Below are 22302 nucleotides of genomic sequence, written 5' to 3' on the forward strand. Positions count from 1 at the left end.
CGGACAGATGGAGACACGATGAGCACGGCCACCCCGCCGTCCACGCCGCACGTCGCGGACAGCCACGATCTGATCCGGGTGCAGGGCGCGCGCGTCAACAACCTCAAGGACGTCAGCGTCGAGATCCCGAAGCGGCGACTGACGGTGTTCACTGGTGTCTCCGGCTCCGGCAAGAGCTCGTTGGTCTTCGGCACCATCGCCGCCGAGTCGCAGCGGATGATCAACGAGACGTACAGCGCGTTCGTGCAGGGCTTCATGCCGACGTTGGCGCGGCCCGAGGTCGACCTGCTGGACGGCCTGACCACGGCGATCATCGTGGACCAGGAGCGGATGGGCGCCAACGCCCGATCCACCGTCGGCACCGCCACCGACGCCAACGCGATGCTGCGCATCCTGTTCAGCCGCCTCGGGCAGCCGCAGATCGGCTCGCCCAACGCGTACTCCTTCAACGTCCCCTCGGTGAAGGCCACCGGCGCGATCACCGTCGATCGTGGCGTCGGCAAGACGAAGACCGAGAAGGCGACCTTCACCCGGCTCGGCGGGATGTGCCCGCGCTGCGAGGGCATGGGTTCGGTCACCGACATCGACCTGTCGGCGCTCTACGACGACAGCCGCTCACTCAACGAGGGCGCGATCACGATTCCGGGCTACAGCATGGAGGGCTGGTACGGCCGGATCTTCCGCGGCTGCGGCTACTTCGACCCGGACAAGCCGATCGGCGGGTACACCAAGCGGGAGCAGCACGACCTGCTCCACCGGGAGCCAACCAAGATCAAGATCGACGGGATCAACCTGACGTACGCGGGCCTGATCCCGTCGATCCAGAAGTCCTTCCTCGCCAAGGACATCGACGCGTTGCAGCCGCACATCCGCGCCTTCGTGGAACGGGCGGTGACCTTCACGACCTGCCCCGACTGTGCCGGCACCCGGCTCAGCAGGGAGGCCCGGTCGTCGAAGATCAACGGGAAGAACATCGCCGACGCCTGCGCGATGCAGATCAGTGATCTCGCCGCCTGGGTCCGGGGGATCGAAGAGCCGTCGGTGGCCCCGCTGCTGGCGGGGCTGCAACACCTCCTCGACTCGTTCGAGGCAATCGGCCTGGGTTACCTCTCGCTCGACCGGCCGTCGGGCACCCTCTCCGGCGGGGAGGCGCAGCGCACCAAGATGATCCGCCACCTCGGCTCGTCGCTCACCGACGTCACCTACGTCTTCGACGAGCCGACGATCGGTCTGCACCCGCACGACATCCAGCGGATGAACAAGCTGCTGCTCCAACTGCGCGACAAGGGCAACACAGTGCTGGTCGTGGAGCACAAGCCGGAGGCCATCGCCATCGCCGACCACGTCGTCGACCTCGGGCCCGGCGCCGGTACGGACGGCGGCACCGTCTGCTACGAGGGCACCCTGGACGGCCTGCGGGCCAGCGGCACCAGCACCGGTCGCCACCTCGACGACCGAGCCGCCCTCAAGGAGACGGTACGCACGCCCACCGGCAAACTGGAGATCCGTGGCGCGACGGCCAACAACCTCCAGGACGTGAACGTCGACGTACCGCTCGGGGTGCTCGTCGTCCTCACCGGTGTCGCCGGCTCCGGCAAGAGTTCGCTCGTGCACTCCTCGATCCCCGCCGGTACGGGTGTGGTGTCGATCGACCAGGGCGCGATCCGTGGCTCACGGCGGAGCAACCCGGCCACGTACACCGGGTTGCTCGACCCGATCCGCAAGGCGTTCGCGAAGGCCAACGGTGTGAAGCCGGCGCTGTTCAGCGCCAACTCCGAGGGCGCCTGCCCGAGCTGCAACGGCGCCGGTGTCATCTACACCGACCTGGGGATGATGGCCGGTGTCGCCGCGCCCTGCGAGGACTGCGAGGGCAAGCGGTTCCAGGCGTCGGTGCTGGAATACCGTTTCGGGGGTCGCGACATCAGCGAGGTGCTCGCGATGTCGGTGACGGAGGCGGAGAAGTTCTTCGGTGCCGGCGAGGCGCGTACGCCGGCCGCGCACACCATCCTCGACCGGCTCGCCGACGTCGGGCTCGGCTACCTCAGCCTGGGCCAACCGCTCACCACCCTGTCCGGCGGCGAGCGGCAGCGGCTCAAGCTGGCCACCCACATGGCCGAGAAGGGTGGCGTCTACGTCCTCGACGAGCCGACCACCGGCCTGCACCTGGCCGACGTCGAGCAACTGCTCGGCCTGCTCGACCGCCTCGTCGACGCCGGCAAGTCGGTGATCGTCATCGAGCACCACCAGGCGGTCATGGCGCACGCCGACTGGATCATCGACCTCGGTCCCGGGGCCGGCCACGACGGGGGCCGGATCGTCTTCGAGGGCACCCCCGCCGACCTCGTCGCCGGTCGCTCCACCCTCACCGGCGAGCACCTGGCGGCGTACGTCGGCGGTTGACCAGAGGGCCCGCCGGTCGACCGATGCGCTACTCGGCCGGCGGTCGGGCGCTCTGTGCCGTCGTGCTGGTGAGGACCCGGCAGGTGGCGGTGGGCAGGCCGAGGGTGATCGTGGTCGGATTGACGTACCCGGGCACGGTCGAGGTGACAACCGCGGCGAGGAGCCCGCTCCACCGTCCTCGGCCCGCAGCACCGCGTAATCGACGATTCGCCGTCCCGATGACGTTGGGTTGCAACCTCCATGCAGATGCCCGAGGTGGCGTGCGTGCGTTGATCAAACGACAGGTCCTCAGCGACGCCGAGGACCTGTCGGGAGTTGTTCACCACTTGATCGCGCCTGGTAGGCCGAACAACAAGAGATCCAGATCGGGAAGCTTGTCGGTGCAGACTTGGGAGAGGCTGTGATACCACGATTGAATACCTGTTCGCCGTAGCTCCGCCTCCACCGACAGGTTCTCGGTCGGCTGCGGCTCCGGCTGGTCGGCGGGGCGAAGGGAGAGCGGCAGGGCATCGTGGAGAATTGTCAGCCTGTCATACGCCAAACGGAGCGCGCTCATCTGACGGGCACTGTCCCACGTCCGGGAATCACCACCCATCTGCTTGAGGGCCGTATAGGCATCCCATCCATTCTCGCCAGGCCGACCCACGACGAGAGCGGAGACCACCCTATGCACCCAGTCGCGATCGGGCTCGACCTCTATTGCTCGTGCGCGTGCTGCGTCGGCAAGCATCATTAGGCAGGCGCGGAGCTGCCATCGTTCAAGAGACTTGTCTGATCGGTGTCGCCAGATGGCAATTGCAGCGAAGAATCCCAGCAGCGCCGGGCTCGCGGCCATCCATGGACCTTCGCAGTTGCCGCATGGATCGCTACCGGGTAGGTTGAGGCGCCAAGCGGGCCAAGTCGCCGCCTTATTCGGATCTGTCTTTTGACTCTGTAAGACGTGGCAGTCAGGTGCGTGTATTCGCCGGCCGGACGAGTAGCCGTAGCTGATGCGCATCCAACCAGGTCCAGAGAAATGTATTGGGTCCAACTGCGGAACCTCGGGCAATTCGAGGTGGCCGCCCTCCTTGGTAATCGCAGCCGCGCACGCCTCGACGAAGCCGCTGGCAGCCGACAGTAGGTCATCGGGAATTCGTCTTGCCAAATAGCCACGGTTCGCCCAGTCCATCGTTTCGGTTAAAGTTGGTGCCAGCGGACCGAGGACTGCTCCTGCTGAGCCATCCGGGGTCACCACGCTCGACGACGAGTCGTCCGACCAAAGCGTGGCACCGGCCAGTAGATCTCTGGCAAGATAAACTGGTAAGCCCTCAAGAGTTCGTAGTGCGGCGGCCTTAAGTTGCTGTTGAACTGGCCGCCACGCGAAGCGTGGCTCGGGTAACGGCCAGTCCCGCAGGTGTTCTGTGGAATCGACCAGCGATGAATAGTAGCGGGTGTCATATTTATCTGAGATTGGGCGGGTCGGATCGGCAATCTCCTGCTGCTCGATCTCGGCCCAGCGCTCACGCTTCTCGGCCGCTTCCTTGTCGCGTGTTTCCTGTTCGGCCGCCGACAATTCGGGCCATACTTCCCAGGTGCACAAAATGCTGCGGCTTCTTACCTCGACTCGTGAGCCACGCCGAAAGGTGTTCTCCGTGTCTGCTGCAGGCTCGAGAACTTCCACGCGAAGCCGTCCACCGGTGATCTTTTCTCGTACGACTACACGCGAAGCGTCTGGGCTCCAGCTACTCTTCCGATGAGCGTATTCTACGCCTACTTCGACGTCGGCAATTCGCATGGTTGCATACTGCCGCGATGCTCGACCGTTGACAAGTTGGTTGCTCATCGGGGCTGTCCAACGTTTGAGCGGGGGTCGAGCTGACAGTTTGGCTATAGCGTGGCTGCATGCAGGATGGGTGCGACCCTATCGGTGATCATGAAGTTAGCGGCATGATCTTGGCAAGGACCGCAGCGCCGATGTCCTCACCCGCCGAGATCTGCTGCTGCGCCGATCCGCCGACGCGCCTCTGCCCGCTGCGGTCACCGATCTTGAACACCGGAGTCTGTTCCTGGCCTTGACTGCCGTGTCCGAACCCCTGACCCTCGTGGCCTGCCGAGGCGCTGTCGCGGGCACTGGCCCGATGGTTGAGGAATCAGGCAGCACCGGTTCGTGGGGCCCGCACGGCGGTGGAGTCCAGTTGTCGCCGTCGGCGCCGCCCGGCTGAGCGACTGACGTCAGGTCCATCTGTTGTCGGCGTACGACGCCATGCGCACACCCAGCGGTGTCGGTTTCCCCCGCGCCCGGCAGGCGGTTCGAATCCAAGCGCCTAGACGCCCTGAGGCTGCTCTCCGGCAGCGCGTCAAACGAGCGTTCCGCCACGACTGACCGGCGTCGGAACTTGGCACGGATATGGCACAGACGTCCGCCACGGGCCGATGACGGCCGGACACATGATTAAGGCCCCTAACCGGGTTTCCCTGGTCGGGGGCCTTTTCGTGCTGGTCAAAGCTTTCTTAGCAAGTGTGCCCCCGGCAGGATTCGAACCTGCGCCACCGCCTCCGGAGGGCGGTGCTCTATCCCCTGAGCTACGGGGGCTCAGCGACTGGAGAAGACTAGCAAACCTCCTCCGCGTACGCCGAATCGGTATCGGGTGCGCCGATCGTGTCGGCAACCGGCCCACCCGGTGCTCAGGCGGCTGCGATCGCCCGCCCGCAACTGGGCAGCGGGTGCAGGACGATTCGCCGGGGGAGCCGGCGTGGCCACTCGTTGCGCGGCCAGGAGCCGTCCACGATCAGATGCACGGTGCGCTGCTCCGCACCGCTGAGCCGCAGCACGAAGTCGCGGGGGAGCGGCGGGTCCACCGTCGGCGTGGTGATCATGAAGCGCACCCGGCCGCGGGACGAGACCGCGGAGATCACGTCCGCTGCCGGCATGGTGCCCCGCAGCCGGATCCGACCGATCCAGTAGACCTCCGCGAGGTGCTCCTGGGCGGCCCGGGTGATCGCCGGGTAATCGCTGCGGACCCAGCGCTCGACCGCGCTCACGCAGAGACCACAGGCCCGCTCGCGCGGCTCGCGTGGACCCAACCCCCAGGCCCGCAGGTACGCCCCGACCGCCCCGGCGTCCAACGGCAGATCGAATCGGCGCTGGATGAGCGTGGTGAGGCTCTGCCTCGTCCACAGCTCCTCGTCCAGGCCGAACTCGTCGGGGTGGACGCCCCGCAGTGTGTCGATCAGTTCGAGTTCCTGTTCGCGGCTGAGCATTCCCGGCTCGCCCTGCCGCTGTCCGCGACGGACGGCTGCCACCGCCCCGTCACCGCCGATGGTGTGGCGTCGGCACCAGCTGGTGACCGAACGCCGTGCGTCTCTGAGTGCAACCCCCACGTCTTGGGCAACGAGTACGAATCGCAACTGGTCACGATATGTGCGGAGAAAACTCTCTAAGCAACGTAATCGCCCGTGCCTCGCGATTGCCCCATAACGGACATAACGTGTCGTTCAGGGTGTAGGACGGCAGCAGATGCCCGTGATCAGCCCTTGGCTGCCTGCGCCTGGAGCTGTCGGAGGTTGTTCAGCTCGGTCTGCTGGGTGGACTTCATGGTCTGTGCCACCCGCACCACCTCGGCGTTGTCGGTCTCGTCGAGAGCCGCGTCGATCATGTGGATGCCGCCCAGGTGGTGGTTGTACATCAAGGTCAGGAACTGCCGGTCGACCTCGATGCCCTTGGCGTCGCGTAGGGCGGTCATCTGCTGCGGCGTGGCCATGCCCGGCATCAGCCCGTCCTTGACGGTGGCCCCGTCGGACATCCACGACATCGGCGGCTTCGACCCGGTCGGGCTGAGGTCCCATTCGCGCAGCCAGGTCTGCATGGCACCGATCTCACCCTGCTGCCCGGTGGCGATGTCGACGGCGATCTGCCGCACCTCGGGCAGGGTCGCCGACCGGTACGCGATCAGGCTCATCTCCACCGCCTGCGCGTGGTGGGTCGTCATGTCCCGGGCGAAACCGGCCTCGACGGACGTGTCGCCGGGCCGGGTGAGCCGCGGGGTGAGCAGACCGCCGGCATACCCGAGGAGCAGCCCCACCACCACCATGATGGCCAGCGCCAGCACGCCGTAGCGCGACGCCGGGGCCCGGCCGTCCTCGTCCGGGACGGCCGGGGTGTCGTCGTACTCGTTGTCGGTGGTGGCGGGGGCGGTCATCGGCGTCCTTACTACTGGGCGGGCTGCTGCTGTTGCGGGAGTTCGCGCGGCGTGGTGCCGGTGGCGGTGATACCCGTGTTGCAGAGCGCCGTCGGGCCCTCGGCGGAGGCGTTCACCCGCAGGTCCTTGATGAACTCGTCGATCCGCGAGTCGTCGGCGTTGTCGACCTTGAGCTGGTAGCCCCACGCCTGGAGCGAGATCGGCTTGTCCAGGCCCTCGTACGGGCTCATCAGCGTCTTCTCGACGCCGCGCACCTTGCCGGCGAGCTTGTCGACCTGGTCCTTGGGCAGGTCCGGCCGGTAGGTGATCCACACCGCGCCGTGCTCCAGGCTGTGCACCGCGTGCTCGTTGGCGATCGGGGCGTCGTACACGTCGCCCATGCAGTTCTGCCAGGCGGCGTTGTGCACGCCGCCGACCGGCGGCGAGTATTTCCAGGTCAGCGGGCCCGACTTGTGCGACTCGTACTTCAGGCTCTCCGGGTCCGACTTGCGGATGTTGGAGATGCCGTCGATGGCGTTGGCCCGCTTGTCCCACGGCTTGGAGCCCTGGAACGACGCCCAGGCGCCGTAGCCGATGATGCCGGCCGCGAGCACGCCCACCGCGACGAAGAGCGCGATGGGGCCCCAGGCGCGGCCCTGGCTCACCTTGACCGGGGTGATCGGCTTGCGCGGGCCCTTGCCACCGGCCCGCGGGGAGCCCGTCGGCTTGCCGGAACCGGCCTTGGCGCCGGCGGCGGGCCGGCCGGCGGCCGGCTTCTTGCCGGTGCTGACCACGGTCGGGCGGCGCTCAGGGCCACCCGGGGTGCTGATGCTCATCGTGCCTCGTCAAGTCGGTCGGGCAGGGGAGCGGCGGGCCGGATGACGCGCAGGGGAGCCGCCGAGTGCCCGAGTCTACCCCCGATAACATGGTTGGGTGACTCCTGCAGAACTAGCCTCGGTCGTCCTTGCCGCCGCCCACGCCGTCTTCGAGCAGCGTGGGCTGGACCGCGCCGCCCTGCCGGCGAGCACTGTGGTGGAGCGACCGCGCAACCCCGAGCACGGCGACTACGCCTCGACGCTCGCGCTGCAGTTGAGTAAGAAGGTGGGCGTCCCGCCCCGGGAGTTGGCCGCTGCCCTGGCCGACCAGTTGGGCCGGTCAGCCGGTGTCAAATCGGTCGAGATCGCAGGGCCGGGCTTCCTGAACATCCGGCTCGACGCCGCTGCGGCCGGTCAGCTGGCCAGGGTGATCGTCGAGGCCGGCGCGGAGTACGGCCGCAGCGACCGGCTCGCCGGCGAGCGGATCAACCTGGAGTTCGTCTCGGCCAACCCGACCGGGCCGGTGCACATCGGCGGGGTCCGCTGGGCGGCCGTCGGGGACGCGTTGAGCCGGCTGCTGCGGGCCACCGGCGCCGACGTCGGCACGGAGTACTACTTCAACGACGCGGGTTCGCAGATCGACCGCTTCGCCCGGTCGCTGCTGGCCGCCGCCAGGGGTGAGCCGGCCCCGGAGGACGGCTACGGCGGGGCGTACATCGCCGAGATCGCCACCGAGGTGCAGGCCCGGCGGCCGGAGGTGGGGTCGCTCGACGACGACGCCGCCCAGGAGGTCTTCCGGGTCGAGGGCGTCGCGCTGATGTTCGACGAGATCCGCTCCTCGCTGCGCGACTTCGGGGTGGAGTTCGACACCTACTTCAACGAGAAGGACCTGCACGACCGGGGTGAGTTGGACCTGGCGTTGAACCGGCTGCGCCAGCAGGGTCACCTCTACGAGTCCGAGGGCGCGACCTGGCTGCGCACCACCGACTTCGGTGACGACAAGGACCGGGTGCTGCGCAAGTCCAACGGCGAGTGGACGTACTTCGCCGCGGACTGCGCCTACTACCTGGACAAGCGCGAGCGCGGCTTCGAGCGGGTCGTGATCATGTTGGGCGCCGACCACCACGGCTACATCGGCCGGATGAAGGCGATGGCGGCCTGCTTCGGCGACGACCCGGAGCGCAACCTGGAGATCCTGATCGGGCAGCTGGTCAACCTGGTGCGCGACGGCGCCCCGATGCGGATGAGCAAGCGGGCCGGCACGGTGATCACCCTGGAGGACCTGGTCGACTCGATCGGCGTGGATGCCTCCCGGTACGCCTTGGCCCGGTACTCCAGCGACTCCCCGATCGACATCGACATCGAGCTGTGGACGCGGGCGAGCCGCGACAACCCGGTCTACTACGTGCAGTACGTGGCCGCCCGGACGGCCAGCGCGGCCCGCCAGGCAGCCCAGGTCGGGCTCACCCGCGGCGACGGCGCGGCGTTCCGCCCCGACCTGCTCGACCACGAGAAGGAGAACGAGCTGCTCAAGGCGCTCGCCGAGTTTCCCGCAGTGGTCGCCTCGGCGGCGGAGCTGCGGGAACCGCACCGGGTCGCGCGCTACCTCGAGGAGCGCGTGTCGCAGGCGTACCACCGGTTCTACGACGAGCCGTCCTGCCGGATCCTGCCGCGCGGCGACGAGCCCGTCACCGACGCCAACCGGGCCCGGCTCTGGCTCAACGACGCCACCCGCACGGTGATCGCCAACGGCCTGCACCTGCTCGGCGTCTCCGCACCCGAGAGGATGTGACATGAGGGCTCATGAGGCTGGTGCGCTGCACGCGGACATCAGCGACCGAGGGCCGGCCTGGCTGCGCGCCCCGGAGGACGTCAACGGCCTCGTGCCGGCGCTCTGGCCGCGCAGCGTCACGCGCGGCGCGGACGGCGCTGTCGCCGTCGCGGGCCTGAGCGTCCGCGACATCGCGGCCGAGTTCGGCACCCCGGTGTACGTCCTGGACGAGGCGGACCTGCGCTCGCGCTGCCGCGACTTCCGAGCGGCCTTCCCCACCGAGGACATCTTCTACGCGGGCAAGGCGTTCCTCTGCCGGGCGGTGGTCCGGATGATCGCCGAGGAGGGTCTGCACCTGGACGTCTGCACCGGTGGCGAGCTGGCCACCGCGTTGTCGGCCGGGATGCCGCCGGAGCGGATCGGCTTCCACGGCAACAACAAGTCGGTCGCCGAGTTGTCCCGGGCGCTGGACGCCGGGGTGGGACGGATCATCGTCGACTCGTTCACCGAGATCGACCGGCTCACCGCGCTGGCCCGCGAGCGCGGGGTCCGGCCCCGGGTGCTGGTCCGGGTCACGGTCGGCGTGGAGGCGCACACCCACGAGTTCATCGCCACCGCCCACGAGGACCAGAAGTTCGGCTTCTCGCTGGCCGGTGGCGCCGCCGCGAACGCCGCCTTCAAGATCCTCGACGAGGGTGTGCTGGAGCTGCGCGGCCTGCACTCGCACATCGGCTCGCAGATCTTCGACGCAAGCGGCTTCGAGGTCTCGGCCCGCCGGGTGCTGGCCCTGCAGGCGCAGATCCGCGACGCGCGCGGGGTGGAGCTGCCCGAGCTGGACCTGGGCGGCGGCTTCGGCATCGCGTACACCACCCAGGACGACCCGGCCACTCCGCAGGACCTGGCCAAGCGCCTGCGCAAGATCGTCGACTCGGAGTGCGCGGCGGAGAACCTGGCAGTGCCGCACCTGTCGATCGAGCCGGGGCGGGCCATCGTCGGTCCGGCCGTGTTCACCCTCTACGAGGTCGGCACTGTGAAGAACCTCGACGGCATCCGGACGTACGTCAGCGTCGACGGCGGGATGAGCGACAACATCCGCACGGCCCTCTACGACGCGTCCTACTCGGCGACGCTGGCCTCCCGGGCCTCGACCACGCAGCCGTTGCTCGCCCGCGTGGTGGGAAAGCACTGTGAGTCCGGGGACATCGTGGTGAAGGATGAATTCCTGCCCGCCGACGTGCAGCCCGGAGATCTTGTCGCGGTGCCCGGCACCGGTGCGTACTGCCGGAGCATGGCCAGCAACTACAACCATGTGCCGCGGCCACCGGTGGTCGCGGTGCGCGACGGCCAGGCGCGCCTGATCGTCCGGCGGGAAACCGAAGAGGACCTGCTCGCTTTGGATGTGGGATGACGTCACCTGTGCGCTTGGCGCTGCTCGGCTGCGGCACTGTCGGCCAGGAGGTGGTCCGGCTGCTGCACGAGCAGTCGGCCGACCTGGCCGCCCGGATCGGCGCTCCGCTGGAGATCGCCGGCATCGCCGTCCGTCGGCTCGGCCGTGACCGGGGTGACCTGCCGGTCGACGAGGACCTGTTCACCACCGACGCGCTCGGCCTGATCAAGCGCGACGACGTGGACGTCGTGATCGAGGTGGTCGGCGGCATCGAGCCGGCCCGGAGCTGGCTGGTCGAGGCGCTGCGGGCCGGCAAGAGCGTGGTCACCGCCAACAAGGCGCTGCTCGCCGAGGACGGCGTGGCACTGCACGAGGCGGCGGCCGAGGGCGGCGGCGACCTCTACTACGAGGCGTCCGTGGCCGGCGCCATCCCGCTGCTGCGCCCGCTGCGCGAGTCGCTGCACGGGGACCGGATCAACCGGGTCACCGGCATCGTCAACGGCACCACCAACTTTATCCTCTCCGCGATGGACGCCACCGGCGCCGGGTTCGCCGAGGCCTTGGAGGAGGCCACCGCCCTGGGGTACGCGGAGGCCGACCCGACCGCCGACGTCGAGGGCTTCGACGCGGCGGCGAAGGCGGCGATCCTCGCCTCGCTGGCGTTCCACACCCGGGTCGGCGCGGCCGACGTGCACCGGGAGGGCATCACCGAGGTGACCGCAGCGGACATGGCCAGCGCCCAGGCGATGGGCTGCACGATCAAGCTGCTCTGCATCGCGGCCCGGGGCGTCGACAGCACCGGCCGGGAGACCGTCAGCGTCCGGGTGCACCCGGCGATGATTCCGCGCAGCCACCCGCTGGCCAGCGTCGGCGACGCGTTCAACGCGGTCTTCGTGGAGGCGGACGCGGCTGGGCAGTTGATGTTCTACGGTCGGGGCGCCGGGGGTGCGCCGACCGCCAGCGCGGTGCTCGGTGACGTGGTCGCGGTGTCCCGCAACCGGCTCGCCGGGGTGCGCGCGGCCAGCGAGAGCGCGTACGCGGACCTGGCGGTCCGGCCGATGGGCGAGGCGCTGACCCGCTACCACGTGAGCCTGGACGTGGCCGACCGCCCGGGTGTGCTGGCCGCCGTGGCGAGCGTGTTCGCCCGGCACGACGTGTCGATCGCGACGGTGCGGCAGGGTTCGGCGAGTGGGTCGCCCGGCCGTGACGGCGACGCCGAGCTGGTCATCGTCACCCATGTGGCACCGGACGCCGCGCTCTCCGCGACCGTCGGCGAGCTGCGCGGCCTGGACATTGTCCGGTCCGTGACCAGTGTGCTGCGGGTCGAGGGCGGCGCCTGAGTCGTTGACCCCATCGATGGGCGGTTCGCGTGTCCCGTCAGGTGGGTAAGCCGGGGTGTGCCGTTGACCACTCCGGCAGGCTGGTCCAAGGTGACCCTGATGCTGGGGTCGGCGCGGCGGTAGAGGCGAGGAGAACGACATGTGGCGGGGTCTGATCGAGGCGTACCGGGATCGGCTGCCGGTCACCGCGGCCACGCCGGTCGTCACGCTGCACGAGGGGAACACCCCGCTGTTGCCGGCGCCGGTTCTGTCCGCCCGGATCGGTTGCGACGTGCACCTCAAGGTGGAGGGTGCCAACCCGACCGGCTCGTTCAAGGACCGGGGGATGACCCTCGCGGTGTCCAAGGCGGTCGAGGCCGGCAACAAGGCCATCATCTGCGCCTCCACCGGCAACACCAGCGCCTCCGCGGCGGCGTACGCGGCGCGGGCCGGGTTGACCTGCGCGGTGCTGGTGCCGCAGGGCAAGATCGCGTTGGGCAAGCTGGCCCAGGCGCTTGTGCACGGCGCGAAGCTGCTCCAGGTCAGTGGCAACTTCGACGACTGTCTGTCGCTTGCCGCGAAGCTGGCTCAGGACCACCCGGTCGCGCTTGTCAACTCGGTAAACATCGACCGGTTGCACGGGCAGAAGACCGCGGCCTTCGAGATCGTCGAGGCGCTCGGTGACGCGCCCGACATCCACTGCCTGCCCGTCGGCAACGCCGGCAACATCGCCGCGTACTGGATGGGCTACGCCGAGGAGCGGGACGGCGGCACCACCACCCGCACGCCCAAGATGTACGGCTTCCAGGCATCCGGTGCGGCCCCGATCGTGACCGGGCAGGTGGTGCCGGAGCCGTCGACAATCGCCACGGCGATCCGGATCGGCAACCCGGCGAGCTGGACCAAGGCGTTGGACGCCCGGGACGCCTCGGGTGGCCTGATCGCGGCGGTGACCGACCGGGAGATCCTCTCCGCGTACCGGCTGCTCGCCCGTGAGGTGGGGGTCTTCGTGGAGTTGGGCAGCGCGGCCAGCGTTGCCGGCCTGCTCCAGCAGGCCGCGGCGGGCGCGGTGCCGCCCGGGTCGACGGTGGTCTGCACGGTGACCGGCCACGGCCTGAAGGACCCGGAGTGGGCGATTTCCACAGCGCCGGCGCCGCTGACCATCGCGAACGACCCGATGGCCGCGGCCCGCGCTCTCGACCTGGCCTGAACGCGCCACCGCCCGGTCGGTGTCCGGCGGAGGCCGGCCGGTCTTCGGGACGGGCGTGGGGGCGGCGGGGGTTCTGGTGATCGTGTCCGGCACACTTTCACGTATCCCCGCCCGCATTCTCGTTCAGGAGTGAGCCAGGCCGATGTCGCTGCTCGCCAGATTCAGCCTCGCCAACCGAGGGCTGATTGCCCTCATCGCGGTGGTGACCACGGTGTTCGGAGTGTTCGCCGTGCCGTCGCTGAAGCAGCAACTGCTGCCGTCGCTCGAGTTCCCGGCCGCGTTCATCGTGGCCCCCTACCCCGGTGCCGGCCCCGAGATCGTCGAGTCGCAGGTCACCGAGCCGATCGAGAACGCCCTCCAGAGCATCCCCGGGCTGGACAAGATCACCTCCACGTCCCGTGAGGGCTCGGCCACCGTCCAGGTGACGTACGAGTTCGGCACCGACCTGGACGACGTGGTCAACAAGATGCAGACCGCGCTGAGCCGGATCGACGCCCAACTGCCGGAGAGCGTCGACCCCCAGGTCATCGCGGGTAGCACCGACGACCTACCGGCGGTGGTGCTGGCCGCGGCCGGCGCGGCGGACGAGCGGGCGCTCGCCGAGAAGCTCCAGGCGACGGTGGTGCCGGAGCTGGAGGGCATCGAGGGGGTACGCACTGTCGAGGTGACCGGCACCCGCGACGACATCGTGGTGGTCACCCCGGACCCGGCGAAGCTGGCCGCGGCGAAGGTGCAGCCGACGGCGATCGGCGCGGCGCTGAAGACGAACGGCGTGGCCGTTCCGGCCGGCGCGGTGACCGACGGCGGGCTGGCTCTTCCGGTGCAGGTCGGTACGCCGATCGCCAGCCTGGAGGATCTGCGCGGCATCGTGGTCACCCCGGGCGCGACGCCGGTCCGCCTCGGTGATGTGGCGACGGTCGAGCAGCAGCTCGCGCCGGCTACCGCGATCACCCGGACCAACGGCAAGGACAGCCTCGGCATCGCGGTCACCGCCGCGCCGGACGGCAACGCCGTGGAGATCTCGCACGAGATCCGCGACCGGCTCGCCGACCTGAAGGACGCCTCCGGTGCGGAGCTGACAGTCGTCTTCGACCAGGCGCCGTTCGTCGAGAAGTCGATCGAGTCGTTGACCACCGAAGGCCTGCTCGGCCTGGTGATGGCGGTCATCGTCATCCTGGTCTTCCTGCTGTCGGTGCGCTCGACGGTGGTCACCGCCGTCTCCATCCCGCTCTCCGTGCTTGTCGCGTTGATCGCCCTGTGGATCGGCGACTACTCGCTCAACCTGCTCACCCTCGGCGCGTTGACCATCGCGGTCGGCCGGGTGGTGGACGACTCGATCGTGGTGTTGGAGAACATCAAACGACACCTGGAGTACGGCGAGGAGAAGCGGCACGCCATCGTCACCGGCGTCCGCGAGGTGGCCGGTGCGGTGACCGCGTCCACCCTCACCACGGTGGCGGTGTTCGCGCCGATCGCGCTGGTCGGCGGGTTCGTGGGCCAGCTCTTCGCACCGTTCGCGATCACCGTGACGGTGGCGCTGCTCGCCTCGCTGCTGGTGTCGCTGACCGTGATCCCGGTGCTCGCGTACTGGTTCCTGAAGCCGCGTGGCGGCACCGCGGACGACGAGGCGGTGCGGCGTGGCGCGGAGGAGAAGGAGCTACGCAGCCCGTTGCAGCGGGCGTACCTGCCGGTGGTCGGGTTCGCCACCCGCAAGCGGTCCACCCGGTGGATCACCGTGGGGCTCGGCCTGCTGGTGCTCTTCGGCACCTTCGGCCTGGCCCAGAAGCTGGAAACCAACTTCCTGGACGACTCCGGCCAGGACACCCTCAACATCAGTCAGGAGCTGCCGGCCGGGAGTGGCCTCGCGGCCACCGACGCGGCGGCCAAGCAGGTCGAGTCGGTGCTGTCGGCCACCAAGGGCGTCGAGACGTACCAGGTGACCGCCGGCGGTGGGGACAACCCGTGGGCGGGCGGTGGCGGCAACAACGTCGCCAGCTGGTCGTTGGCCCTCGACGGTGACACCGACGCGAAGCAGATGCGTGAGGTGTTGCGCAAGGAGTTCGACAAGCTCGGCGCCGGTGTGGGCGAGATCAGCTTCGGTGGCGGGCAGGAGGCGTCGACCAGCCAGCTGGAGGTGGTCGTCCAGGCCAGTGACCCGGAGGTGCTGACCCGGGCCGCCGAGGAGGCCCGGGCGGCGATGGCCGGTGTCCCGGACGTCGAGGATGTCTCCACCAGCCTGGCCGAGCGGGTGCCGCGGGTCGACGTGACTGTCGACCGGGTCGCCGCCGGCCGGGCCGGGCTCACCGAGGCCGCCGTGGGACAGCTCGTGTCGCAGGCGTTCCGGGGAGCGCCGCTGGGTCAGGTCGCGCTCGACGGGCAGCAGCAGAACGTGGTGTTGCGGTTGGGTTCGCGGCCGCCGATGACGGTGGAGGAGCTGCGGGCGCTCCCGGTGGGTCCGGTCAAGCTGGACGACATCGCGGACGTCACGCAGGACGAGGGGCCGCAGCAGGTCACCCGGATCGACGGTGAGCGCAGCGTGTCGGTGACCGGCGCGGCGACCGGCTCGAACCTGGGCGCGACCAGCACGGAGCTGCAGAAGCGGCTGGACGGCATCGACGTGCCGGGTGCGAGCTTCACGATCGGTGGCGTCAGCGCGGATCAGGCGGATGCCTTCGGTGACCTGGGCCTGGCGGTGCTGGTGGCGATCGCGATCGTCTTCCTGATCATGGTGGCCACGTTCCGCAGCCTCACCCAGGCGCTGATCCTGCTGATCTCCATCCCGTTCGCGTCGACCGGCGCGATCGGCCTGCTGCTGATCACCGGGACGCCGCTCGGCGTGCCGGCGTTGATCGGTGTGCTGATGCTGGTCGGCATCGTGGTGACAAACGCGATCGTGCTGCTCGACCTGATCAACCAGTACCGGGCACAGGGCATGGGGGTTCGGGAGGCGGTGGTCGAGGGTGGCCGGCGCCGGCTGCGTCCCATCCTGATGACCGCGGTGGCGACCATCTTCGCGCTGCTGCCGATGGCGTTCGGGCTGACCGGTGAGGGCGGCTTCATCTCGCAGCCGCTGGCGGTGGTGGTGATCGGCGGTCTGCTCAGCTCCACGCTGCTCACCCTGATCCTGGTGCCGACGCTCTACACAATGGTGGAGCACACCAAGGAGTCGCTGCGGGGCCGACGCGACCGGCGGCGCTCCGGCAAGTCGGCGGTGACCGATGAGGTGTCCACCCCGAACCAGGTGGCGGTGCCGAGCGGCGCACCTGCCTCGGCTACGACCGACGGTGCGCGGCCGGCCGGGCGATCCGCGCCCTCGGCCGCGCTGGTGGAGGGTACGGACCAGTTCGAGGTGCTGCGCCTGCCCCGTAGCCGTACCTCGCCGCTGCCCCCGTCGGAGCCGACCGAGTAGGTCCGACCACGGCTCGGAACGCCCCCGGCAGGGTTCTGCCGGGGGCGTTCCAGCTTTACCGGCCGAAACACTCCGATCCGACCGGACTCACACTTTGTGTAACTTCTTGCATACTCCTCGTAGATGGATGGCGTGTGGGTGAGGCGAGGGTGGGCGGATGGCCGAGGGCACGCGAGAGTGGGGGCGGCGCGACCTGTTGCGCCGTGGCCTGCTGGTCGTCGGCGGGGTGGCCCTCGGCGCCGGGACGTCCGAGGCGTGGCGGAGCACCCGTCTCCGGCTGCCGATCGCCGGCGGCGCCGCCAGCGTGACCGTCGGAAATGGTCAGCAGGATGTCGGCACCGGCGCGCTGGAGGTCTTCTGGTCGGGACGGACCAGCCAGCGTCTGGTGGCCCTCACCTTCGACGACGGCCCAGCGCCACAGTGGACGCCAATGGTGCTCGACACCCTGGCCCAGCACCAGGTTCCGGCCACCTTCTTCATGGTCGGGGCGCAGGTCCGCCGGCACGCCGACGTCGTCCGCGACCGGCTCGCGGGGCACGAGGTGGGCAACCACAGCTGGGACCACCGGGACCTGGCCGAGCTGGACGCCGCCGAGGCGTACGACGACCTGCGCCGAAGCCACGACGCGATCGCCGAGGCGACCGGGACGGAGCCCCAACTGCTTCGCCCACCGTACGGTCACCTGGGTGGGGCGGTGCTGCACGCGGCGGCCCGGCTGGACTACCGGCTGGTGCTCTGGTCACTGCAGATGGTGGAGCGCGAGTTTCCCGACGATCCGGCCGGCCACGCCCGGCGGATCGTGGCCGAGGTCCGACCGGGCACGATTGTGCTCGGCCACGATGTGGGGGCGCGTCGGCGGCTCGTCGCGTTGCGCGGCCTGACCGACATGATCAACGGGCTGCGGTCGCTTGGTTACACCTTCGTCACGGTTTCGGCGCTGCTGAGAGCGAGTGTGGCCCCGACCCCGACCAGGTAAGGTCCCGCTCCGTGGCGTCCACCCTCTCGGTCCTGACCGGCAATCGGAGCTTTCGCAATCTCTTTCTGGCCGAACTGGTGGTCTTCGGCGCCGACTGGTTCGTCATGGTGCCACTGCTGGTGCTCTTGCCGCAGCTGACCGGCAGCGGGGTCTGGGGCGCGCTGGTGCTGGCGGTGGACACCGGCATCGTGGCGCTGCTGCTGCCGTACACCGGCACGATCGCCGACCGCTTCGACCGCCGGAAGATCATGATCGCGGCCAACGTGGCCGCACTGGCGGGCGTGTTGCTGCTGCTCGGCGTGCGGGGCGCCGGAACGGCGTGGCTGGCGCTGGTCGCGATCGGGGTGGTCGCGGTGGCCAAGGCGTTCTACTCGCCGGCCGCCCAGGCCGCGCTGCCCAACGTGCTGGAGCCGCACGAGTTGGCCGCCGGCAACGCGGTCGCCGGCTCGGCCTGGGGCACCATGACCGTGGTCGGTGCCTCGCTCGGTGGCGTACTGAGCACCGCTGCCGGCCCGTACGCCTGCTTCTGGGTGGCGGCGGTGGGCCTGGCGCTGGCCGCGGGCCTCGCCACCCGGATCCGCCGGCCGTTGCAGGCGCCACGGGACACCGACCTTCCGGCCCAGCGGACCTGGGCCGCCGTCCGCGAGGCGCTCGGCTACATCGGTCACCGCCCCCGGGTGCTCGCGTTGGTCACTGTGAAATCGGCTGTGGGCCTGGGCAACGGCGTGCTGACCGTGTTCCCGTTGCTGGCCGGCGTGTACGGCGTCGGCTCGCTCGGCGCCGGCCTGCTCTTCGCGGTGCGCGGGGCCGGGGCGTTGGTGGGACCGATCCTGATGCGTCGGGTGCTCACCAACCGGGCGTGGCTGCTGCCTGGGCTCGCGCTGTCGATGTCGCTCTACGGGCTGTCCTATCTGGGCGCGTCGGTGGTGCGTTGGTTTCCGTTGGTGCTGCTGCTGGTCTTCGTGGCGCACTTCGCCGGCGGCAGCAACTGGGTGATGTCGAACTTCGCCCTGCAGGGCGAGGTCCCGGACCGGTTGCGTGGGCGTGTCTTCGCCACCGACATGATGTTCGCGACGCTGGCGATCTCGGTGAGTCAGCTGGCGGTGGCCCTGGTCGTGGACGTGGTGGACGAACGGGTGGTGCTCGCCGGCTGCGGGCTGATCACCCTCGTGTACGCGGTCGGCTGGCGGATCGCCACCCGCCGGCTCACGCTCAGCGACAGGGTCGCGGAGCCGGTCCTGGACCCGGCCGGCTGAGTCTGCCGATCCCAGGCTGCGGGCAGCGGACCGGATCGTCGGTGCCGAGCCCTAGCATGAGCGCGTGTCGACGAACTTCACCGCCGGGCCGGCCCGCGTCCGGGTCCCCGCGACCAGCGCCAACCTGGGCCCGGGCTTCGACGCGTTGGGTCTCGCCCTCGGGCTCTACGACGACGTGTCCGCCGAGGTCGCGCCGGGCGGGGTCCGAGTGACGGTGACCGGGCAGGGTGCCGGTGAGCTGCCGGATGACGACCGGCACCTGGTGGTGCGGGCCATGCGGGCGGCGTTCGACGTGCTCGACGCCCACCCCGAGGGCCTGAGCGTGGAGTGCGTCAACCGGATCCCGCAGGCGCGCGGGCTGGGCTCCTCGTCCGCCGCGATCGTCGCCGGGGTGCTGCTGGCCCGTGCCCTGGTCACCGACGGGGAGCACCGGATGGACGACTCGGCCGCGCTGCGGCTGGCCGCCGAGATCGAGGGCCATCCCGACAACGTGGCGCCCTGTCTGCTCGGCGGCTTCACGGTCGCCTGGTCCGAGTCGACCGGTGCGCGGGCGGTGTCCCTGCCGGTCGCGGACGGGGTGTGGCCCACCGTTTTCGTCCCGGCGGAGCGCGGGTTGACCGCGGCCGCCCGGGCCGCGTTGCCGGCCACCGTGCCGCACGGCGACGCTGCGTTGACCGCAGGGCGGGCGGCTCTGCTGGTGCACGCGCTCACCGCCGACCCGGGGCTGCTGCTGCCGGCGACCGTCGACCGGCTCCACCAGGATTACCGCGCACCCGGGATGCCAGGCACGTCGTCCCTGGTCAGAGCGTTGCGAGCGGCTGGTGTGGCAGCCGTGGTCAGTGGGGCCGGCCCCACCGTGCTGGCGTTCAGCGAGCCGCCGGCGCACTTCCCGGTGGGAACAGACTGGGAGATCTGGCAGTTACCGATAGACGTCAGCGGCGCGCGGGTTGCTCGGGGTAGACTTGGACACGCCGAGCGGGACCCTGTTGCCGCAGGTCGGAAGAGTTGATTACGCTCTAGACCTAGCACAGCCGCGAAGCACGCGATCTCCTGCGAGGCGGCGCACCCCCGAAGCTCTCGGCGGTCAGCCCGTCACACCCCTGCCAAAGGCCCACGCCGCACCGCAGATTCCACAGGTCGCCGCAGACGGCGAGACCTGCTCACCGACGTTGGTGAGTCGGGATACCGACCGGCTGCTGTGTCACAGACTCCCGCGACGCGTCCTTGCGAGGCGGGTGCACCGAGGCCGCCCGGCCACCTGAGTTCCGACTCCGGGCAGTCCCGGCCTTTATCGAGGGAAGGAATCCATTGAGCGACACCACCGACGTGACGTCGGATGTTTCCAACGTCGCTGGCGATGCCACCGCAGCCGCTCCCGCCCGTCGTCGGCGTAGCGGCACCGGTCTGTCGGCGATGCTGCTGCCAGAGCTGCAGAGCCTGGCTGCGTCGCTCGGCATCTCCGGCACGGCTCGCATGCGCAAGGGCGAGCTGATCGCCGCGATCTCCGAGCGGCAGGGCGGCAACGCCGCCGGGACCCCTCGACCGCGGGCCGAGGTCGCTGCCGCGGCTGCCCCGACCCGTGAGGGGGTGCGCGCCGAGGTGCGGGAGACCGCCGACCGGCCGGCCGCCGAAGGGCGTGGCGCCGAGCCGGCATCGGCCGAGCCGGCCACCGAGACCGAGGGCCGTGGTCGCACCCGGCGGAGCCGGGCCGCAGCGGCGGAGACGCGTCCGGCTGATGCGCGTTCGACCGAGACGGCAGGTCCGACCGAGACGCGTACCGACGAGGCGGAAGCCGGCGAGCGGGCCGACCGTGGTGAGAATCGCCGCGAGCGGGCCGACCGTCCGGAACGTGCCGAGCGGGCTGAGCGTCCGGAACGTGCCGAGCGCACTGAGCGTCCGGAACGTGCCGAGCGCACTGAGCGTCCGGAACGTGCCGAGCGCACCGAGCGTCCGGAACGTGCCGAGCGCACCGAGCGTCCGGAACGGGCCGAGCGGGCCGAACGCACCGAGCGTCCGGAACGCACCGAGCGGGCCGAGCGTCCGGAACGGGCCGAGCGCACCGAGCGTGCGGACCGGGGCGAGCGGGCCGAGCGGACGGAGCGCTCCGACCGGGGCGAGCGTGCCGATCGGACGGACCGTGCCGAGCGTAACGACCGGGGCGAGCGTGCCGAGCGCAACGAGCGCAACGAGCGCACGGAGCGCTCCGACCGGGGCGATCGTAACGATCGCAACGACCGGGGCGACCGGGGCGACCGTAACGATCGTGGTCAGCGTGCCGAGCGGGACAACGACGACGATGACGGCGAGGGCGGCGGCCGGCGTGGCCGGCGCAGCCGTTTCCGGGACCGTCGTCGCGGGCGCGGCGAGCGCACCGAGACCGGCACCGACACCGGTGGGCGTGAGCCGCAGGTCAGCGAGGACGACGTGCTCGTCCCGGTGGCCGGCATCATCGACGTGCTCGACAACTACGCCTTCGTGCGGACCACCGGTTACCTGGCCGGCCCGAACGACGTGTACGTCTCGATGTCCCAGATCAAGAAGTACGGCCTGCGCCGCGGTGACGCGATCACCGGTGCGGTGCGGGCGGCCCGCGAGGGCGGCAACAGCGGCGACCAGCGGCGGGACAAGTACAACCCGCTGATGCGGCTGGACACGATCAACGGGATGGAGCCGGAGGAGGCCCGGCGTCGTCCGGAGTTCTACAAGCTCACTCCGCTCTACCCGCAGGAGCGTCTGCGGTTGGAGACCGAGCCGCACATCCTGACCACCCGGGTCATCGACCTGGTCATGCCGATCGGCAAGGGCCAGCGGGCACTCATCCAGTCTCCGCCTAAGGCGGGTAAGACGATGGTGCTGCAGGCGATCGCGAACGCGATCACCCGCAACAACCCGGAGTGCCACCTGATGGTGGTGCTGGTGGACGAGCGGCCCGAAGAGGTCACCGACATGCAGCGGTCGATCAAGGGCGAGGTCATCGCGGCCACGTTCGACCGTCCGCCGCAGGACCACACCACGGTGGCCGAGCTGGCCATCGAGCGGGCCAAGCGCCTGGTCGAGCTTGGACACGACGTGGTCGTGCTGCTCGACTCGGTGACCCGGCTCGGTCGGTCGTACAACCTGGCCGCTCCGGCCAGTGGCCGGATCATGTCGGGTGGTATCGACTCCACGGCGCTCTACCCGCCGAAGCGCTTCCTCGGCGCGGCCCGCAACATCGAGAACGGCGGGTCGTTGACCATCATCGCCACCGCGCTGGTGGAGACCGGGTCCATGGCGGACACGGTCATCTTCGAGGAGTTCAAGGGCACCGGTAACGCGGAGCTGAAGCTGGACCGGAAGATCGCTGACAAGCGGACCTTCCCGGCCATCGACATCAACCCGTCCGGGACGCGGAAGGAAGAGGTCCTGCTCGCACCCGAAGAGCTGGCCATCATCCACAAGCTCCGGAAGGTGCTGCACTCGCTGGACTCGCAGGCGGCGATGGATCTCCTGCTGGATCGGCTCAAGCAGTCCCGCACCAACATCGAGTTCCTGATGCAGATCGCGAAGTCGACGCCGGGGGAGTAACCAGTCCCGGGTGACCGACGACGAAGGGGCACGGCCAT

15 protein-coding genes and 1 tRNA gene are annotated in these 22302 nt (G+C 69.9%); 10 read left to right on the plus strand and 6 right to left on the minus strand.

All coding sequences use genetic code 11. The annotated features are described in order from the left end of the window. The first annotated feature begins 18 nt into the window (after positions 1-18). Positions 19-2400 carry an excinuclease ABC subunit UvrA gene (locus ABZU25_RS19455; protein ID WP_355030747.1) on the plus strand — a complete coding sequence of 794 codons (2382 nt, stop codon included), beginning with the start codon at positions 19-21 and terminating at the stop codon, positions 2398-2400. A gap of 319 nt (positions 2401-2719) precedes the next feature. Here the strand turns inward: ABZU25_RS19455 and ABZU25_RS19460 are convergent, their stop codons facing one another. The 6 genes from ABZU25_RS19460 to ABZU25_RS19485 form a co-directional block, all read right to left on the minus strand. Then, entirely contained in the window at positions 2720-4222 is a 1503-nt protein-coding gene (locus ABZU25_RS19460) for a hypothetical protein (RefSeq protein WP_355030748.1), read from the minus strand. 88 nt (positions 4223-4310) lie between these two features. Next, the gene (locus ABZU25_RS19465; RefSeq protein ID WP_355030749.1) at positions 4311-4433 is read right to left on the minus strand and encodes a hypothetical protein; all 123 of its coding nucleotides are present in this window, start codon (positions 4431-4433) and stop codon (positions 4311-4313) included. Positions 4434-4900: 467 nt separating this feature from the next. Beyond that, positions 4901-4972 (minus strand) — tRNA-Arg (locus ABZU25_RS19470). Between the two features lie 92 nt (positions 4973-5064). Then, on the minus strand, positions 5065-5760 hold the full coding sequence (locus tag ABZU25_RS19475; protein ID WP_355030813.1) for a winged helix-turn-helix domain-containing protein: 696 nt from the start codon (positions 5758-5760) through the stop codon (positions 5065-5067). 146 nt (positions 5761-5906) lie between these two features. Beyond that, positions 5907-6578, minus strand: a complete 672-nt coding sequence (locus ABZU25_RS19480) for a DUF305 domain-containing protein (protein WP_355030750.1) — start codon at positions 6576-6578, stop codon at positions 5907-5909. Between the two features lie 11 nt (positions 6579-6589). Beyond that, a complete protein-coding gene (locus ABZU25_RS19485) occupies positions 6590-7393 on the minus strand; it encodes a DUF3105 domain-containing protein (protein WP_355030751.1) in 804 nt (267 codons plus the stop codon). 97 nt (positions 7394-7490) lie between these two features. Between ABZU25_RS19485 and argS the strand changes: the two genes are divergently transcribed. From argS to rho, 9 genes are all read left to right on the plus strand, one after another. Continuing rightward, positions 7491-9164, plus strand: coding sequence for an arginine--tRNA ligase (argS, locus tag ABZU25_RS19490; RefSeq protein ID WP_355030752.1), 1674 nt, complete (start codon positions 7491-7493; stop codon positions 9162-9164). A 1-nt stretch (position 9165) separates the two neighbouring features. Beyond that, positions 9166-10551, plus strand: a complete 1386-nt coding sequence (gene lysA, locus ABZU25_RS19495) for a diaminopimelate decarboxylase (protein WP_355030753.1) — start codon at positions 9166-9168, stop codon at positions 10549-10551. Positions 10552-10559: 8 nt separating this feature from the next. Continuing rightward, the gene (locus tag ABZU25_RS19500; RefSeq protein ID WP_355030814.1) at positions 10560-11870 is read left to right on the plus strand and encodes a homoserine dehydrogenase; all 1311 of its coding nucleotides are present in this window, start codon (positions 10560-10562) and stop codon (positions 11868-11870) included. 139 nt (positions 11871-12009) lie between these two features. Beyond that, positions 12010-13059 (plus strand): threonine synthase, encoded by a 1050-nt coding sequence (gene thrC, locus ABZU25_RS19505; RefSeq protein ID WP_355030754.1) that lies wholly within the window; start codon positions 12010-12012, stop codon positions 13057-13059. Positions 13060-13201: 142 nt separating this feature from the next. Beyond that, on the plus strand, positions 13202-16468 hold the full coding sequence (locus ABZU25_RS19510; RefSeq protein WP_355030755.1) for an efflux RND transporter permease subunit: 3267 nt from the start codon (positions 13202-13204) through the stop codon (positions 16466-16468). A gap of 157 nt (positions 16469-16625) precedes the next feature. Then, positions 16626-17444 (plus strand): polysaccharide deacetylase family protein, encoded by an 819-nt coding sequence (locus ABZU25_RS19515; protein ID WP_355030756.1) that lies wholly within the window; start codon positions 16626-16628, stop codon positions 17442-17444. Between the two features lie 11 nt (positions 17445-17455). Next, entirely contained in the window at positions 17456-18700 is a 1245-nt protein-coding gene (locus tag ABZU25_RS19520) for an MFS transporter (RefSeq protein ID WP_355030757.1), read from the plus strand. Between the two features lie 64 nt (positions 18701-18764). Beyond that, entirely contained in the window at positions 18765-19709 is a 945-nt protein-coding gene (thrB, locus tag ABZU25_RS19525) for a homoserine kinase (RefSeq protein ID WP_355030758.1), read from the plus strand. A 299-nt stretch (positions 19710-20008) separates the two neighbouring features. Beyond that, entirely contained in the window at positions 20009-22264 is a 2256-nt protein-coding gene (rho, locus tag ABZU25_RS19530) for a transcription termination factor Rho (RefSeq protein WP_355030759.1), read from the plus strand. The last annotated feature ends 38 nt before the right edge of the window (positions 22265-22302 follow it).

This window comes from Micromonospora sp. NPDC005215, from assembly GCF_040607915.1.
Classification (GTDB): domain Bacteria; phylum Actinomycetota; class Actinomycetes; order Mycobacteriales; family Micromonosporaceae; genus Micromonospora.